The organism is Paludisphaera soli, from assembly GCF_011064595.1.
GTDB classification, from domain to species: Bacteria; Planctomycetota; Planctomycetia; order Isosphaerales; family Isosphaeraceae; genus Paludisphaera; species Paludisphaera soli.
The window spans coordinates 756,283-769,490 of the sequence record NZ_JAALJI010000001.1; the positions used below are offsets into that span (position 1 = coordinate 756,283).

At 70.6% G+C, this 13,208-nt stretch carries 13 protein-coding genes and 1 pseudogene; 5 read left to right on the forward strand and 9 right to left on the reverse strand.

Annotated elements, in window-relative coordinates; genetic code table 11:
- Nucleotides 1-2: 2 nt before the first annotated feature.
- The 8 genes from G6O68_RS02790 to G6O68_RS02825 all read right to left on the reverse strand — a co-directional run bounded on the left by G6O68_RS02790 (nucleotide 3) and on the right by G6O68_RS02825 (nucleotide 5,982).
- Complete coding sequence (locus G6O68_RS02790) at nucleotides 3-287, reverse strand: DUF1580 domain-containing protein (RefSeq protein WP_165244505.1); 285 nt, start codon at nucleotides 285-287, stop codon at nucleotides 3-5.
- A gap of 377 nt (nucleotides 288-664) precedes the next feature.
- Nucleotides 665-1,027, reverse strand: a complete 363-nt coding sequence (locus tag G6O68_RS02795; protein WP_165244507.1) for an HNH endonuclease — start codon at nucleotides 1,025-1,027, stop codon at nucleotides 665-667.
- Between the two features lie 59 nt (nucleotides 1,028-1,086).
- Complete coding sequence (locus G6O68_RS02800; RefSeq protein WP_165244509.1) at nucleotides 1,087-1,671, reverse strand: DUF45 domain-containing protein; 585 nt, start codon at nucleotides 1,669-1,671, stop codon at nucleotides 1,087-1,089.
- Nucleotides 1,672-1,734: 63 nt separating this feature from the next.
- The gene (locus G6O68_RS02805) at nucleotides 1,735-2,061 is read right to left on the reverse strand and encodes a hypothetical protein (RefSeq protein ID WP_165244512.1); all 327 of its coding nucleotides are present in this window, start codon (nucleotides 2,059-2,061) and stop codon (nucleotides 1,735-1,737) included.
- Nucleotides 2,062-2,090: 29 nt separating this feature from the next.
- Nucleotides 2,091-2,414 (reverse strand): hypothetical protein, encoded by a 324-nt coding sequence (locus G6O68_RS02810; protein ID WP_165244514.1) that lies wholly within the window; start codon nucleotides 2,412-2,414, stop codon nucleotides 2,091-2,093.
- A gap of 64 nt (nucleotides 2,415-2,478) precedes the next feature.
- Nucleotides 2,479-4,497 (reverse strand): AAA family ATPase, encoded by a 2,019-nt coding sequence (locus G6O68_RS02815; RefSeq protein WP_165244516.1) that lies wholly within the window; start codon nucleotides 4,495-4,497, stop codon nucleotides 2,479-2,481.
- A 107-nt stretch (nucleotides 4,498-4,604) separates the two neighbouring features.
- Nucleotides 4,605-5,786, reverse strand: a complete 1,182-nt coding sequence (locus tag G6O68_RS02820) for a hypothetical protein (RefSeq protein WP_165244518.1) — start codon at nucleotides 5,784-5,786, stop codon at nucleotides 4,605-4,607.
- The gene (locus G6O68_RS02825; protein WP_165244520.1) at nucleotides 5,779-5,982 is read right to left on the reverse strand and encodes a hypothetical protein; all 204 of its coding nucleotides are present in this window, start codon (nucleotides 5,980-5,982) and stop codon (nucleotides 5,779-5,781) included. Before G6O68_RS02825 ends, G6O68_RS02820 begins: the two co-directional genes overlap by 8 nt.
- A gap of 1,171 nt (nucleotides 5,983-7,153) precedes the next feature.
- On the opposite strand from G6O68_RS02825, the pseudogene G6O68_RS02830 reads away from it, so the two are divergent.
- The 3 genes and pseudogenes from G6O68_RS02830 to G6O68_RS02840 form a co-directional block, all read left to right on the forward strand.
- Nucleotides 7,154-7,411: pseudogene (locus G6O68_RS02830) on the forward strand (transposase); the annotation flags it as partial.
- A 178-nt stretch (nucleotides 7,412-7,589) separates the two neighbouring features.
- Entirely contained in the window at nucleotides 7,590-8,252 is a 663-nt protein-coding gene (locus G6O68_RS02835; protein ID WP_165244522.1) for a DUF1559 family PulG-like putative transporter, read from the forward strand.
- A gap of 166 nt (nucleotides 8,253-8,418) precedes the next feature.
- Nucleotides 8,419-8,913, forward strand: a complete 495-nt coding sequence (locus G6O68_RS02840) for a hypothetical protein (protein WP_165244524.1) — start codon at nucleotides 8,419-8,421, stop codon at nucleotides 8,911-8,913.
- A gap of 8 nt (nucleotides 8,914-8,921) precedes the next feature.
- Here G6O68_RS02840 and G6O68_RS02845 read toward each other — a convergent pair whose 3' ends face one another.
- Nucleotides 8,922-10,505, reverse strand: coding sequence for a TolC family protein (locus G6O68_RS02845; RefSeq protein WP_165244526.1), 1,584 nt, complete (start codon nucleotides 10,503-10,505; stop codon nucleotides 8,922-8,924).
- Nucleotides 10,506-10,826: 321 nt separating this feature from the next.
- Between G6O68_RS02845 and G6O68_RS02850 the strand changes: the two genes are divergently transcribed.
- Together G6O68_RS02850 and G6O68_RS02855 are read left to right on the forward strand one after the other, a co-directional pair.
- Nucleotides 10,827-11,300 (forward strand): hypothetical protein, encoded by a 474-nt coding sequence (locus G6O68_RS02850; protein ID WP_165244528.1) that lies wholly within the window; start codon nucleotides 10,827-10,829, stop codon nucleotides 11,298-11,300.
- A 283-nt stretch (nucleotides 11,301-11,583) separates the two neighbouring features.
- Complete coding sequence (locus G6O68_RS02855) at nucleotides 11,584-13,194, forward strand: efflux RND transporter periplasmic adaptor subunit (RefSeq protein WP_240910993.1); 1,611 nt, start codon at nucleotides 11,584-11,586, stop codon at nucleotides 13,192-13,194.
- Nucleotides 13,195-13,208: the final 14 nt, after the last annotated feature.

A 13,208-nucleotide genomic window follows, 5' to 3' on the forward strand; every position in this document is an offset into this window, starting at 1 on the left:
GCTCAGAGGCCGATGGCGTCCAGGTAGGCCTCGGCCTTGGCGTGGGAGGACGTCCGCGACGGGCGGGCCTCCCCGCCGGACCTCACGGTGCAGGCCGACCTGAACCGCTCGATGGCCTCGATGGTGGTCGTCCACCTCCCCCCCATCCTGGAGGCCTCGAGCTTGACGACGCCCTGCGGCGTCCGGACGCCCCGGGTGATGTGCCGGATGATCGTGCCTGTGTGGGTGCCGCCGGGATAGAACCTGGCGGCCTGGGCGACGGTGAGGGGCTGTTGCGGGTCGGTCACGTCGGCGTCTCCTCGGTGCGGCCCCCTGCGATCCGCGGTGGCCATGCAAGACTTCTAAGCGGACGCCCCGATCTGCACGTAGCCCAACCTGGCGCGACCACGCCCGGCGGCGGGCCGGGCGGTGGAATTAGATTGTCAGGATTCAAAATTATGTTCACTAGTTGCACCTTCAGCGGACCCAGGCCCACGCGCGGCCGGTCTGGATCCGCCTGATCGAGATGGGGGTCGACTCCGTAATCGAGGGCTATCGCCCGGTAGCTCTCGCGACGCGGCGACAGCCAGCAGCGGATCGCGCGGACGTGGTCCTCGGAGAGCTTGGCGTCGCGGTGGCGGGCCCCCCGGATGAGCAGCCCGAGGGCCGAGGCCCGTCGGATGTTCTAGCAGTGTGAGACCCACTCCAATTTCGACGGGGCGTCGGCGGTCTTGACCCCGTCGAAGTGATCGACCTCGGGGCGACCCGTCGGGGCGGGACCGTGGACGGCTTCCGCGACCAGACGATGCGACAGGATGGTGCGGTGGCCGCAGGTGACCTGGCGATAGCCGGAAGTATCGAGCCGCCTCCTGAGGATCCGGCAGTCCCGGGCCCGGCGGAACCGGCCCAGGTCGGAGGCCTGCAGCGCGGGCTCGGCGGGGACGCCCCGCCAGGTCTCGGAGTCGCCGGGCATGCCGGCGGGGGAGCCTAGGGGGGAGATGCGGGCGACGGCTGGGCGGGCGGGGGCGATGGCGGCGCTTGTGTTCATGGCGAGCTTCCTCGCTCGTTCGGGGGGTCTGTCGTCGGGTGCGAAGCGGGAAGTCAGGCTTAGGGGGCCGAGCGGTCGAACCGGGCGGCCAGCGACCAGTTGTCCTCGCACCATTCGGCGTACTCCTCGATGTCGTAGTCGTGGTCGAGCATCCGCAGGTGGACGTCGCACTCGGCGTCAGCCAGCTCCTCGGGCGTCCTCGCGCCGACCCCCTCGGCGTACTGCGCGACGTGGAGCAGCTCGTGGGCGACGATCTGCTCGAAGATCCGGTCGGGCATCTCGGCCACGTCCCGCGCGAACCGCAGAACGTGGCCCTCGCAGCTGCACACGCCCCAGCAATGGACCCCCGTGATGTTGTGCCTGAGGTCGACGGGGTCGACCAGGGAGATGTACGGGAGCGGCCCCTCGAGGTCGTACGGCGACCCGTCGGGATTGCGCCAGTCGACGTAGAAGTCGTCGTCCCAGTAATCCAGGATGCCGCGACGCTCTCCAGGGGAGAAGCGACGCCAGGCGGCCTGGACGGCCGTTCGGAGACGGCGGGCGAGGAGGCGGTCGGACCGACGGCCTTGCACACCCAGGATGCCGTGGCGCGGCAGGGCGTAAAGGAGGTGGCGGGGGGCGGGTTCGGCGATGGTGGGGTCCATGGCGGGCTCCTGGGGGTGGAAGGGGGCCCCGCCCAGGATGGGCGGGGCGAGGGAAGAGAAGGGTCAGGCGGAGGGGGCGGTCGGCTTCGGGTTCATGCTCTCGGCCTGCTCCAGGACGTCCCGGCGGACGATGCACCCCGGGAGGCCGGCCGGGAACATCCGGCAGGTGTCGGAGTAAGGGTCGCTAGCGAAGTCGACGGCCAGCATCGGGCCGGCGATCTCGCGGACGACGCGGGCCGCGATGCGGACGTCGGGGTACTTCTGGGCGGCCTCGTCGACGGCGTCCATGACGTCCTCGACCAGCCTCGCCGCGAGGGCGCCGTGGAGGGCGGGGTCGACGTGGCCGGGGGTGGTGTAGAGGCTGACGCTGGGGGCGGTGGTGGTGGACATGGTCTGTTCCTTTTCGTTGGGGGAAGGGATCAGGCCGAGGCGAGGACGCGCTCGTGGAATTCCTGGAGCAGGCGGAGGACCAGGGCGGCGGCGGCCTCGGGGTCGGCCGGGAGCTGGATCGGGAGGCTGAGGTGCTGGGCCGTGCCGTCCTCGTAGTCGAGGCGGGCGACGAGGCGGCCGCCGGCGATCTCGACGAAGCAGCCCGAGAAGACGTCGTATTCGACTTCGCTCGGCCAGGTGGAGTCGAGGACGTAGGCGACGGGGTCGGCGGCGCGGCGGGCGTTGTTGCGGGCGTAGACGGCGGCGAGGCGGGCGGCGTGTTCGACTTCGAGTTCGGCGATGGTGGGGTCCATGGTGCGGGTCTCCTGGTTCGAGGAGGAGGGCCCCGACCGACGTGGGCGGGGCGTGGGGGGAGGGTCAGAACGACTGGTCGCGGTCGCCGGACTCGGCGGGGGGCATGGCTTCCTCGGCCATCTGGCAAATCAGGTCGATCCTGTCGGCCTGGTCGGCGGGGGAGAGGTGGCCGGGGATCGAGACCGGGACGTGCCCGGGGACGCCCAGGAGCCGGAGCGTCCAGCCGCCGCGGTGGTCGGGGCGGAGCTCGGGGTGGAGGCCCGGGAAGCAGTCGAGGCCGGCCTTGATCAAGCGAGGGAGCTTGGCGGCGGGGGCGACCGGTTCGGGGGCCGGCTCGGAGACCTCTTCGACGATCGGCTCGGGCGTCGGGGCGACGGGCTCGGCGGCGGCCCTGGCGGCGGCCCGCTGGGCCATGATGCGGCGGGCCTGCTCGAGGGGGGAGTCGGGGTCCGGCGGGGGGGCCGGAGGGGGCGTCGGGGGGGCGGCTTCGGTGGTCGTGGGGGCCGGGACCAACGACAGCCGGCAGAAGCGACCGGCGGCGTCGGGACGGGCGGCGACGACCCCGGAGCGGACCTCGCTGGGCGCGACGGGGGGCCTGCCTTCCTCCGAGGCCCAGCGGTCGTACGTCGAGGCGACTTCCTCCCAGGGCGTCGGGGGTCCGGGGACCAGGGCGACCCGGGCGAACGCGGCGACGGCGTCGTCGGCGTCGAGGCTGCGGACCGTGTAGTAGGTCAGCGGCTTCGTGCGGCCGGGCAGCGTGCGGGGGTCCTCGGCGATCCGGATCCGGCCCAGGTCCGCGAGGCTGGGGGCCCCCCTGTTGATCCGCTTGACGGCGCGGTCGAGGATCCTCCGATTCTTCGGGCGGCCGTCGGCGTCGGCCTCGCCGACGCGCTCGGGGCCGGCGGCCTTCAGGACGTCGTAGTAGCTGGGCGCCTCGTCGCGACCCCGGAGGTACCCGACGAGCCACCGGGCGAACGCGTCCTCGGCCTCGGCGGGCCTGGAGCCGTCGTCGTAGGCGGGCGAGAACTCGACTCCGGCCTCGGCGTGGGTGACGAGCAGGGCCGGCCTGCGGGGGAGGTTCGTCTCGTCGACCTTCAGGCGGAGGTGCTCGATGTCGCCCTCGTTCAACCTCTCCAGCGACCAGAGGATCCGGGCCCGCTCGAGGATGCGGCGGCCGAGGGCCCCGCCCTGGGCGTTCTGGTGGATCAGGACGAGCAGCGAGAGGCCCTTCCGGGTCGCGACGTCCATGAGCGGGTCGAGCATCCGCTTCATCTCGTCGGGCTTGTTGAGGCTGAGGTTGGACGCGTAGGTCAGCGTGTCCACGACCAGCAGCTTGTAGCTCGGGTCGTCGTCGACCAGGTACTCGATCGTGAGCGGGAGCCTCTCGTCCTCGAGGTCGAAGACCCGCGACCCGGTCTCGTCCTCGGGGTCGTTCGGGATCGTGACGGCGTCCTGGATCCCGAGCCGCTCCAGCTCCTCCTCGATCTCGAGCGTGTTCTTGTCGTAGGGCAGGATCAGGGCCTTCGCCCCGACGTGCTCGTTGGGGGCCCCGTCCGGCCAGGCGTCGTCCCGGTGCATCGCCTTGATGAGGCTGAGGTACGTCCGGGTCTTGCCGTGCTTCGGGGGGGACTTGAGCATGCTCATCTCGCCCCGGATCAGCCAGTCGGGCCAGAGGTGCGTGAGCCTGCCCAGGGCCTCGGCGACCTGCTTCGGCTTGCGGCCCTTGTAGCCCGAGGCCTTCAGGGACTCCACGAAGGCGTCGCGGTGCTTGCGGCCCTCGCGGGCCTTGCGGTCGCCGCCGGCGGCCCTGGCCGACTCCCGGGCGGCCTTGGCGGCCTCCTCGGCGGCCTTCGCTTCGGCCTCGCGGCGGTCCTTCTCCTCGGCCGCGGCCTTCCAGCCTCCGGACGTCGGCGGGGGGCCCTCGTCGGGCGGCGGGGGGATCGGGCCGGTCCGGCCGGCGGCCCCGAAGGGGGGCGGCGGGGGAACCCAGCCGGGGGCGGCGTGGGGGTGGCCGTTGGGGGCTGCGGAATCGGCGCGGTGTTCCGCGTTGCCGGACGCGGTGGGCGTGGTATGATCAATCACAGCTGGTTTTCCTTTCGTTTCCCCGGTCGCCCGCCACAGGCGCCCGGGGATTTTTTCTTTGCGAATCCGTTCGCGGCGGCCGCAGTGGCCGCCGGGTTCCTCCGAACTTACCAGGAGCCCGAGAAGCGCCCGGAGGCCGAGTCGAACTTCCGGGCGTAGCCCCGGGCCCAGGCCTCCCGGAGCCGGTCCTCCATCGCCCGCTTCGAGCCGACGGCCGCCCTGGCGCCCTCGAGCTTGTGAAGCAGGCCCTCCTCGTCCCACGGCGGGTCGGCGTAGAGGTCGTTGTAACGCTCGAGCAACTCGAGCTGCTCGTCCTCGTCCTCGACGCCGGCCTCGATCACGAGGCAGGCCGCGTGGAAGGTCGCGTTGGAGCCGCCGTGGCCCTCGATCGCCGGCCCGACCTTCTTCTCGAAGTCCTCCTCGATCCGAGCGTCGCGGTAGGCCCTCCAGGACGCCTCCTCGTCGTCGTCCAGGTCGTCGAGGTCGAAGCCCCGCTCGGCCCGCCTGGCGGCCCGCTCGAGCCGTTCGGCGACGTCGGCGGCGTGCAGCTCGCCGCCGATCCGGGCGAGCCGGTCGAGGAGCTCGTCGGGGAGCATGGCGGCGACCAGCGTCGGGTCGGTCGTGACCCGTTCCACCCGGCCGCACTCGGAGGGGGCGCAGATGTAGCTCGACGCCTTCCTGACCAGCTCGCCGCCCTTCCGCTTGTATCCCCCGAGGTGGAGCTCGACGCGGGGGTGGCTGTCGTAGGTGGGACTCGAGAGGAGCTCGTGGAAGGCCGCGCCGAACTCGGTCGGGATCGTCGCCAGGATCTTGGGACCGCGCCTGGACTCGAGGGCGGGCGTCGAAGGCATCGGGCCGAGGAAGTCGGCGTGCTGGGCGAAGGCGTCGGCCCGGCTCGGACCCCAGGGGTCGGCCTTGTCAGCGTCGGCCTCGCAGGTCACCAGCCAGGAGCCGTCGGGACCCGTGCCGGGGCCGGTGATGACGGCCAGGTTCGACCAGGGGCGCTCCTTGACGGCGGCCCGGAAGGCGGACTCGGAGTTGATCCCGCGGAGGTGCCAGGCCTCGTCGTAAGGGTGCTTGCCGTCATCGATGCAACGCATCAGGAGTTGGACCGTGTACCCAGCCCCAATCCAGCGGAGGCCCTCTTCCAGAAGGATGGGGACGCGGGAGGTGGCCCTGGCCAGGACGACCGAGCGGGCTTTGTAGTGCAGCTGGGGGTCGTCCGTGACGACGGCGGGCCACTCCAGGAGGAGGCCGCGGCGGATGGGGGCGGGGTCCTGTTCAGCCACGGTCGGCCTCCGGGGGGAGCGATTGGATCGCCCCGTAGAGGAAGTCCTTGAAAATTTGGGTCATCGACGCCCCGCCCGGGTAGCGGTGCCGGATCCAGCGTTCGAGGACGACCATGTCGGCCTCGGAAAGAACGACCGGCCGTTGCTTGCTTCCCTTGCGGGCCGGCTTAGGGGCGTCGGGGGTCGGGTCGGACATGGGTGGACTCCTTGGTGGTGGTCGATTGTCAGTCGTTGTCACTGCTCTCTACTTATAGTATCTCAGTACTTTCCAAGGATTACAAGAATTGGGGACGATAATTCTGGAAACTTTCTCCCGGAGAAGGGCGAGCCGGCGCCGGACCAGGGACGGGCGGCCCGATCCAGGCCAATCCTGGTGAGAACCGGTACCCAGGATTGGTGGTTCCCTATGATCCCCTTGTCTGATGACCCAGCCGACGTAATGTGTTACATGATGGTGGTTTGTATTGGGTCACATCATTTATGAACATCTGACCCAGAACATTTGCGGACGCCATCTTCGGCCGTTCCAGGGGTGGGTCAGGCAGGAAGGGCCGCCAGCCCAGCCAGGGACCCAGGTTTGACAACTGTCGGGGAAATGGGTCAGATGTTCCGAAATGATGTGACCCAATACAAGTCATTGCCGCGTAAGGCTTTTCCATGTTCTGGGTCATGCACAATGGGATATATAGGCGCGGTGGATTCTCGCCCCCTCCCACCTCCCGCATCCAGCACCCCCACCCGTTCCCGGCCCGCCCCATCTCCCGCCCTCGGGACATCCCCCCGACCGCCCGCTTGGAGACGGCTGCGCGCAAGCGCACCCAGCGGAAGGGCTTTCCCCCTCCCGTCGCTGGGCCGTCCAGGCCGGCGGCCGAGCGGGGACGCGAGCGGCGTGGGGACGATCGCACCTCCTGTCGCGGCGTGCCGGCCCATCGGCATGGCTTGCGACCGGTCCGGACGGCCGCTAGGGGGGCGTCAAGGCCCCGGCCCCCCGGGGCGGAGACGAATCGAGTCCTCGTACGCGAGGGGAAGCGGGACGAATCCTGCCTCCCGCAGGTCCACGCCCTGCTCTCCGACCTTGGCCACGGGGAGGAGATGACCCGACGCTGCGGATCGTCGGCCGAGTGGCTCCGGAGGACGCTCGCCCGCAAGCCGCCCGGGGGGCATCTCCTCGCCCGGGAGGCGGTCCTGAAGACCATCGACGAGGTCCGCGTCGACATGGAAGGTGAGGACCCGACGGCGATCGAGCGGCTCCTGGCGGAGCGGGCGTCGATCTGGTGGCACGTCGTCAGCTGGCTCGAACTCGCCACCGTCGAGGCCAGGGGGCTGGGAATTCTATTTGACGCCAGACACGCGGCCGACGGTTCGCCGCCGCGTTCCTCAACGATTGGATCCGACGGGCCGACGCTTCGGGCGTCGCCCAGCTTGAGCAGCTGGCGCGGACGCTGGACATGCACCCCGACGGCCTTCTGGCCGACTACGACGCCTACATCACGTCAGGCCCCTTGGAGGGGACCAACAACAAGATCAAGACTATGAAACGCCAGGCGTACGGATTCCGCGACCGCGAGTTCTTCAGGCTCAAGATCCTGGCGTTGCACGAGACGCGTTATGAACTCGTCGGATGAAACAGCCGGCTACGCCGGTCCGGCGCACGCTTCAGCCGGATGAACCTGAAATAGCGGAGCGAGTCGAGCGGATGGACGCCCTGAAGGCCTCGGTTGAAGACATGAAGGCGGGCCGCGTCTCTCCAGCCGAGGACATGCTGGCCGAGATGAGGGAGATTCTCGAAGCGAAGAAGTCGCGATGACCTACCGAGTCGTCGTCACCGCACGGGCACGGGTCGACGCCCTCGAGGCGATGACCTACCAAACCAACGCCACCGCCCAGCTCGTCCGCTTCAACTCGTATCTCTGCCCGTCCGACGGCGTGAAGGAGCTGATCCCCGTACGCGACGCGGCCAACGCGAACACCGTTTACACGGTCGCCTCGGCCAACTACGTGGGGATGTACGGCACCGGCGAGGTCGGGGAAGCCCCCGGCGCGGGCGACGGCGTGCTCTTCCGGAACAGCCACATGACGTTCGCCGACCTCCGGGACGGGTCGAGCCCGACCTTCATGGCGGGCGAGCGGAGCCACAACCTGAGCTACGCCACCTGGACGGGCCGCGCGATCGGCGGCTGGCTCCACAAGACGTCGTCGTTCGAGGGCGGCAACGACCAGTACAGTGTCGACCCCGAGGAGTCGTTCACCATGATCCTCGGCCCGGTGGGCACCGAGGACGGGCCGCGCACGCCGAACCACTCGAGGGCGCACGTCGAGGACTATTACAGCCGCCATCCAGGCGGCGTGAATTTCCTGTTCGGCGACGGCTCGGTCCGTTTCGTCAAGGATTCGATCTCGCCCGGCGTCTACCAGGCCCTGGCGACCCGCGCGGGGGGCGAGGTCGTGGGGGCCGACCAATATTAAGGGAGCGGCGCCGGGGACGAGAGAGCCCGATGGGCGGGCGAGTTCCTTGGCGGGCGGTTCCCGCGGCTGCGACGTCAGGAGTTTGGCATCGGGTCTGCCGATCCTTTATCCGGGGCTCAGAGCTTCCGGTCGGCTGCCAAGACCGGCTTCGACAAAGGACGACGTCATGAAATTCCGCACTCGTAGGGCCCTGGCGCTTTTCGCCGCGGCGGCGCTCTCCTCCACCGCGGCCGAGGCGCAGGGCCTCGGAAGCACCGGCTCCCTCGGCGGCTACGGTGCCGCGCCCGTCTACTCGAATCCAGGGATGGGAGGCGGCGGCTCGATGATCATCCCGTACGGCGGGATGTTCGAGGGCTTCATGCCCTCGCGGGAGGGCGGGGGAAACTCGCTCGCGTTCCGATCGCGGCCGAGCGCGGCCATGGGGTCCGCCCGGACCTCGTTCAGCCTCTCCCCGCTCTCGGGCGGGATGGGTCGAGACCTCGGCGCCCGGGCCTCTTCGTCCCTCGGCTCCCCGGGCGGGATGCGGGTCGGGAGCGGGATGGGGCGGCGCCCCGCGGGCCTCGGCGGCATGGGGGTGATGCCGCCGAGCTTCGGCTACCCGTTCCGCCAGCCGCCGAGCCCGGTCCCGGCCGCGACCCCCGGGGCGGGCATGTCGATGTGACGCCGGTCCTACCGGGCCTCGAGCGGCTCGGGCTTGACCGGCCCGGGCCGTCCCCCCGCCTCAGGGCTCGTCGGGGCCTCCGCTTGGAACGGCCCCGGGCCCTCGGCCGGGGGCGGCGTCGGAGTCGCGGCGCCCGCCTCCGCCGCGGGTGGATACTCGTTGATCTCGGCACCGACGGCGCGTTCGAGCGAGGCCAAGGCCTTCCCGAGCTCACCTTCCACCTGGGCGGCCTGGAGCTGGACCTGGAGCACCTCGCGCAAGGCGGAGAAGACCGTGGCGACGTCGACGTTCCCCTTGGCGTAGTCGCTGCGCGCGAGCTCAAGCGTGGAGTTCGTGCGGGGGAGGATCTGGTCGCGCAGGAGCTTCAGGACGTCCTGCTGCACCTTGGCCTGCACCATGAAGTCCTTGATCTCCGCGAAGGTCTCGTCGCGCTGGGCCTCGTAGAGCTTCGCGTCGGCCTTGGTCCGCTCCTCGGCCTCGAGCACCCCCGCCCTGTACTTGTCCCGGTAGACCGGCAGGTTGAACCCGACGAAGAGCCCGACGTTCGGCATGCCGCCGGCCGTCTCCGGCATCTCGGCGTTGCGTTTCTGCATGTCCATGTAGGTGAGCCCCAGCGTGACGTTCGGATAGAACCGCTTCTTGGCGAGCTCGACCGCCTTCTCGTCCCTAGCGACGGCCGCGAGTCGGCCCCTGAGCTCGGGGCGCACGGCGCGCGCGAGCTGATAGAGCCGCTCCATCTCGACGGGCGCCTCGGCCCGCGGCAGTTCGGGCAGGGTCGCCAGGTCGCTCTCGGGGCTCGCGTGGAGCTGCCGGGCGAGCGACGCCCGGGCGGTGGCGATCCCCTGGCGGACGTTGGCGGCTTCCCGGTCGAGCTCGCTCAGCAGGACCTCGGCCCGGAGCACGTCCTGCACCGTGCCCCCGGTCTCGACCCGGGATTTCGCGAGGGTCCTGAAGTCTTCGAGGATGTCGCGGTTCTCGGCCAGGATCTCCTCGGTCCTCTGGCTCGCGTAGAGGTCGAAATAGGCCCGCTTGACGGCCGCCGCCGTATCGAGCTGCGCCGCGGCCAGCTCGGCCAGGGCGACCTGCACGTCGCGCGCGGCGACCTCGCCCCGGAGCCTGAGCGTCCCGCACCACGGGAACTGCTGGGCGAGGGTGACGTTGTACGGGTTGTACCCCATGAGCGAATACTGGGGGGCGACCGCGGGGATCGGGAAGATCGTGTTCGAGACCACCGGGTCGTCGAGCGTCGTCGCCTGGGGGATGCGGTGTTCGAGCGACCGGACGTTGTGATAGGCCGCCTGGACGGTCCGGTTCTCGGCGAGCGCCCGGCGGACGTAGGCGTCGACCGGTTGCGGCCCCGAGAGCTCGAAAGGCCCCTCCGCCGCGGGGGCGAGGGCGGCGGCCGCGGGCTCGCCCGGGCCGGGTCCGTGCGGCGGGTGGAGGGCGGTCGGTGAGACCGACCCGTCGTACTTGGCGGCCTTCGCCCGGAGGCCCGAGGCCACCGGCGGCTCGGGTCGCTTCGACGCCTGCGTGCAACCGACGGCCCCGAAGAAGAGGACTCCGGCCAGGGTTGGGAACCGATTCCGTCTCATCGCCGGGCTTCCTCCATGTGCCGCCCCGCGCGTACTGCCGCGCAACCGGCGACGCCGATATCAATGAGCCCGGAGTTACATCGGCCGGACGAGCGTCGCCGCTTGGCACGAATGTCCCGAGTGCGCCGATTTTCCCGTGTTTGACGCGGGCCGCGAACGACGCCGAATCCGGAGGCATAAAGGCGTTCCGGGCATGGCTGATTTTGATTCAAGAACCGCCGAAATTAGACCGAGCTTGTCATCAAAGGCTTGCGCGGTAGAATGAGTTGCATCGCCCGACCCTTTCCTAGCTCCGCTCCACACCCGAGGGGCCGGTCCGACATGACCGCTCGCCAACGACCGCCGATGCTCCTGCTGTTCGCCGTCTTGGCGTTCGCGGGGATGGTGTCGGTCGGCCGCCCGGCCGAGGCGTGCGCCGAAGTCGCATCGCCCAAGGCGTGCTGTGCGGCGAGCCCCGCGGCCGATTGCCGCTGCTGCGGCCCGGTCGAGTCGTCGGCTCCGCTCCTCGGGGTCGACCGCCCCGAGCGCATGGAATGGTCGGCGTCCTCGACGACGTTCGAGGCGCCCCGGACGGCCTCCTCCTGCGAGTGCCGCGCACAGACTCCCGCCGCACCGGCGAGGAAGTCCGACTCCCGTTCCACCGATGAGAGCCGCAACGATCAGGGGCGCGACGAAGCCGTCGCGTACCTAGCCCCCACCCCGCGGGTCTCCCCACCGGCGTCCCGGCTCGTTTCCGCCAACGCGAGCCCGCCGAAGTCCCCGCTCTATCTGCGCACGCTCCACCTGCTCGTTTGAGCCCCTCCTCGGCAAGACGTCTCTCGTCTCGCCCGTCGCCTCGCGCCAGAGTCCCCGCTCCGCCCGCGGGTCACGCTCCGGCACCCCGCCGCTAAAGCCCATTTCTACTTCGAACCGCGGATGAAACCCGGCCCGGGCCTGCGCCTTCCGGCCGTCACATGGGATGGTCCCTATGCCTTCCGAAACGAATGCTCGCGAGCCGGACGCGGCTCTCCCCGATGAAGCTGCGCGTGCCCCCCTGGCCCCGCCGGAGCCGCCGCTCACCGGTTGGCGGAAATTCCGGATGGTGATGAAGGTCGTCGAGCTCCGGCTCCGCTTCATCGCGCTCATGGCCGGGACGGGCCTGGTGTTCGGCTATTGGGACACCATCTGGAACCACTACGAGAAGTGGGCCCGGCCGCCGGGCGGCGTCCACGCGGCGGCCTCCGACGTCGAGTACTACTGCCCGATGCACCCGACGGTCGTCCAGCCGGGGCCCGGGAGCTGCCCCATCTGCGGGATGCCGCTGTCGAAGCGCAAGGTCGGCGAGAAAGAGACGCTCCCCCCGGGGGTCGTCTCCCGCCTGGCGCTGGCCCCGATGCGCGTCGCCCAAGCCGGGATCGAGACGAGCGAGGTCTCCTACGCCCCGCTGGCGCAGTCGGTCGTCACGGTCGGCTCGGTCGCCTACGACGAGCGGCGGCTCGCGCGGATCTCATCTAAGATCAAGGGCCTGTCCCGGCTCGAGAAGCTCCACGTGAACTTCAACGGCGACTCGGTGAAGGCCGGAGAGCCGCTCGCCGAGCTCTACGCCCCGGAGCTCCACCAGGCGGTCCGCGAGCTGCTGCTCGCCCAGAGTTCGGCCAAGGAGCGGCCCCAGGCCCGGAGCGCCCTCGGCCGCACGCTGCTCGGGACCCAGGAGGAGATGGTGGGCCACGCCCGCGAGAAGCTCTCCCGCTGGGGCATCACGGCGCAGCAGGTCGACCAGATCCTCGCCGGCGGCAAGGCCGAGCAGAACGTCTCAATCCTCTCGCCGATCGGCGGCGTCGTCATCCGCAAGAACGTCTTCGAGGGGCAGTACGTCGCCGAGGGCGAGGCGATGTTCGAGATCGCCGACCTGAGCCGCGTCTGGGTCCAGGCGCAGGTCTACGAGGACCAGTTCGCGCTCCTGAAGGTGGGCCAGGCGGTCGAGGCCGCGGTCGAGGCCTATCCCGGCGAGACCTTCCGGGGGGCGGTGGCGTTCATCGCCCCGGTGCTGAACCCCCAGACCCGCACGGTCGACGTCCGCTACGACCTCGAGAACGCCGACCTCCGCCTGCGGCCGGGGATGTTCGCGACGGTGAAGTTCGACGTCTCGGTCGCGGACACGCCCCCCTTCCGGTCCCGGCTCGCCGCCGCGGGCCCGGAGGAGCCCCGCACGAAACGGGCGAGCTTCACCGTGGAGGAGCAGAAGATCTGCCCGGTGACGACCCTGAAGCTCGGGGCGATGGGGGATCCGGTCTCCGCCGACGTCGAGGGCGCGAAGGTCTGGACGTGCTGCGAGGCGTGCCCGCCGAAGCTCAAGGCCGAACCGGCCCGATACCTCGCCCGGCTCGAGCCCGCGCCGAAGGACGAGGTGCTCACCGTGCCCGAGTCGGCGGTCATCGACGCCGGGACCCGGAAGGTCGTCTACGTCGAGACCGACCCGGGGGTCTTCGAGGGGCGGGAGGTCGTCCTGGGCCCGGTCTCCGGGGACCGCTATCCGGTGCTCGACGGCCTCTCCTCGGGCGAGAAGGTCGCCACCGCCGGGTCGTTCCTCATCGACGCCGAGAATCGTCTGAACCCGAAGAGCGCCGCGGGGCGCGACGAGCCCTCCGCCCCGAAGGACGCCGCGGCCCGGTCGGCCGCGACGCCCGTCGCGGCGCCCCACCGGCACTGACAAGGCGGCCTAGC

Coding starts and splice junctions, on each gene's coding strand:
- G6O68_RS02795 (WP_165244507.1), bottom strand. CDS start 1,027: ATGAACACAAGCGCCGCCATCGCCCCCGCCCGCCCAGCCGTCGCCCGC.
- G6O68_RS02800 (WP_165244509.1), bottom strand. CDS start 1,671: ATGGACCCCACCATCGCCGAACCCGCCCCCCGCCACCTCCTTTACGCC.
- G6O68_RS02805 (WP_165244512.1), bottom strand. CDS start 2,061: ATGTCCACCACCACCGCCCCCAGCGTCAGCCTCTACACCACCCCCGGC.
- G6O68_RS02810 (WP_165244514.1), bottom strand. CDS start 2,414: ATGGACCCCACCATCGCCGAACTCGAAGTCGAACACGCCGCCCGCCTC.
- G6O68_RS02825 (WP_165244520.1), bottom strand. CDS start 5,982: ATGTCCGACCCGACCCCCGACGCCCCTAAGCCGGCCCGCAAGGGAAGC.
- G6O68_RS02835 (WP_165244522.1), top strand. CDS start 7,590: ATGACCTACCGAGTCGTCGTCACCGCACGGGCACGGGTCGACGCCCTC.
- G6O68_RS02840 (WP_165244524.1), top strand. CDS start 8,419: ATGAAATTCCGCACTCGTAGGGCCCTGGCGCTTTTCGCCGCGGCGGCG.
- G6O68_RS02845 (WP_165244526.1), bottom strand. CDS start 10,505: ATGAGACGGAATCGGTTCCCAACCCTGGCCGGAGTCCTCTTCTTCGGG.
- G6O68_RS02850 (WP_165244528.1), top strand. CDS start 10,827: ATGACCGCTCGCCAACGACCGCCGATGCTCCTGCTGTTCGCCGTCTTG.
- G6O68_RS02855 (WP_240910993.1), top strand. CDS start 11,584: ATGGTGATGAAGGTCGTCGAGCTCCGGCTCCGCTTCATCGCGCTCATG.